1 rRNA gene (cut by a window edge) is annotated in these 2,807 nt (G+C 55.0%); it reads left to right on the top strand.

The features are described from left to right. Positions 1–2,774: ribosomal RNA gene (locus GRB96_RS15865) — 23S ribosomal RNA — on the top strand (it extends 290 nt beyond the left edge of the window). Positions 2,775–2,807: the final 33 nt, after the last annotated feature.

Raw genomic sequence — 2,807 nt, 5'->3', positions numbered from 1 at the left:
TCTGAATGGGGAAACCCACCCAGCACAAGCTGGGTATCCCGCACTGAATACATAGGTGTCGGGAGGCGAACCAGGGGAACTGAAACATCTAAGTACCCTGAGGAAAAGAAATCAACCGAGATTCCCCCAGTAGCGGCGAGCGACCGGGGACCAGCCCTTAAGCATGTGACTGATTAGACGAACGCGTTGGGAAGCGCGGCCATAGTGGGTGACAGCCCCGTAGTCGAAAATCTGATCATGTGAAATCGAGTAGGTCGGGGCACGAGAAACCTTGACTGAAGACGGGGGGACCATCCTCCAAGGCTAAATACTCCTGGCTGACCGATAGTGAACCAGTACCGTGAGGGAAAGGCGAAAAGAACCCCGGAGAGGGGAGTGAAATAGATCCTGAAACCGTATGCGTACAAGCAGTGGGAGCAGACTCGTTCTGTGACCGCGTACCTTTTGTATAATGGGTCAGCGACTTATTTTCAGTGGCGAGCTTAACCGTATAGGGGAGGCGTAGGGAAACCGAGTCTTAACTGGGCGACCAGTCGCTGGGAATAGACCCGAAACCGGGCGATCTATCCATGAGCAGGTTGAAGGTTGAGTAACATCAACTGGAGGACCGAACCAGGATCTGTTGAAAAAGATTTGGATGACTTGTGGATCGGAGTGAAAGGCTAATCAAGCCCGGAGATAGCTGGTTCTCCTCGAAAGCTATTTAGGTAGCGCCTCACGTAGCACCGCCGGGGGTAGAGCACTGTTTCGGCTAGGGGGTCATCCCGACTTACCAACCCGAGGCAAACTCCGAATACCGGTGAGTGACGCGTGGGAGACACACAGCGGGTGCTAACGTCCGTTGTGAAAAGGGAAACAACCCAGACCGTCAGCTAAGGTCCCGAAATCCTGGTTAAGTGGGAAACGATGTGGGAAGGCTCAGACAGCTAGGAGGTTGGCTTAGAAGCAGCCATCCTTTAAAGAAAGCGTAATAGCTCACTAGTCGAGTCGGCCTGCGCGGAAGATATAACGGGGCTCAAACCAGGTACCGAAGCTACGGGTTCGTCGAATGACGAGCGGTAGAGGAGCGTCGTGTAAGCCGATGAAGGGAGATCGAGAGGTCTGCTGGAGGTATCACGAGTGCGAATGCTGACATGAGTAACGACAAGGGGAGTGAAAAACTCCCCCGCCGGAAGACCAAGGGTTTCTGTTCGACGCTAATCGGAGCAGAGTGAGTCGGCCCCTAAGGCGAGGCCGAAAGGCGTAGTCGATGGGAAACGGGTTAATATTCCCGTACCTCACTGTATTGCGATGGGGGGACGGAGAAGGCTAGGTGAGCCAGGCGTTGGTAGTCCTGGTGAAAGTCAGTAGGCTGAGGATTCAGGCAAATCCGGATCCTCAAGGCCGAGAGACGAGACGAACTGACCACGGTCAGGAAGTCATCGATGCCACGCTTCCAGGAAAAGCCTCTAAGCTTCAGATACAGTGGGACCGTACCCCAAACCGACACAGGTGGTCAGGGTGAGAATCCCAAGGCGCTTGAGAGAACTCGGGTGAAGGAACTAGGCAAAATGGTGCCGTAACTTCGGGAGAAGGCACGCCGCGTTAGTGTGAAGGCCCTGCGGCCGGAGCACGAGGCGGTCGAAGATACCAGGTGGCTGCAACTGTTTATTAAAAACACAGTACTCTGCAAACGCGTAAGCGGACGTATAGGGTATGACGCCTGCCCGGTGCCGGAAGGTTAAGTGATGGTGTTAGCGCAAGCGAAGCTCTTGATCGAAGCCCCGGTAAACGGCGGCCGTAACTATAACGGTCCTAAGGTAGCGAAATTCCTTGTCGGGTAAGTTCCGACCTGCACGAATGGCGTAATGATGGCCACGCTGTCTCCACCCGAGACTCAGTGAAATTGAAATCGCAGTGAAGATGCTGTGTACCCGCGGCTAGACGGAAAGACCCCGTGAACCTTTACTATAGCTTCACACTGGACGCTGATGTTGCTTGTGTAGGATAGCTGGGAGGCTTGGAAACCCGGACGCCAGTTCGGGTGGAGCCAACCTTGAAATACCAGCCTGGCATCATTGGCGTTCTAACTCAGGTCCATTATCTGGATCGAGGACCGTGTGTGGTGGGTAGTTTGACTGGGGCGGTCTCCTCCCAAAGCGTAACGGAGGAGCACGAAGGTACCCTCAGCACGGTTGGAAATCGTGCAGTGAGTGCAAGAGCATAAGGGTGCTTGACTGCGAGACAGACACGTCGAGCAGGTACGAAAGTAGGTTCTAGTGATCCGGTGGTTCTGTATGGAAGGGCCATCGCTCAACGGATAAAAGGTACTCCGGGGATAACAGGCTGATACCGCCCAAGAGTTCACATCGACGGCGGTGTTTGGCACCTCGATGTCGGCTCATCACATCCTGGGGCTGAAGTCGGTCCCAAGGGTATGGCTGTTCGCCATTTAAAGTGGTACGCGAGCTGGGTTTAGAACGTCGTGAGACAGTTCGGTCCCTATCTGCCGTGGGCGTTGGAGATTTGAGAAGAGCTGCTCCTAGTACGAGAGGACCGGAGTGGACGCACCTCTGGTGTTCCGGTTGTCACGCCAGTGGCATTGCCGGGTAGCTATGTGCGGACAGGATAACCGCTGAAGGCATCTAAGCGGGAAGCCCCCTTCAAGATGAGATCTCCCCGAGGCCTTGAGCCTCCTGAAGGGCCCAGCGAGACCAGCTGGTTGATAGGCCGGGTGTGGAAGCGCTGCAAGGCGTTGAGCTAACCGGTACTAATGGCCCGTGAGGCTTGACCATATAACACCCAAGGGGTCTGTGATGACCCACGAC

This window comes from Halomonas alimentaria (assembly GCF_009902005.1).
GTDB lineage: Bacteria > Pseudomonadota > Gammaproteobacteria > Pseudomonadales > Halomonadaceae > Halomonas > Halomonas alimentaria.
The sequence above is the reverse complement of the archived record's forward strand: the minus strand, read 5'-3'. Positions and strand labels throughout refer to the sequence as shown.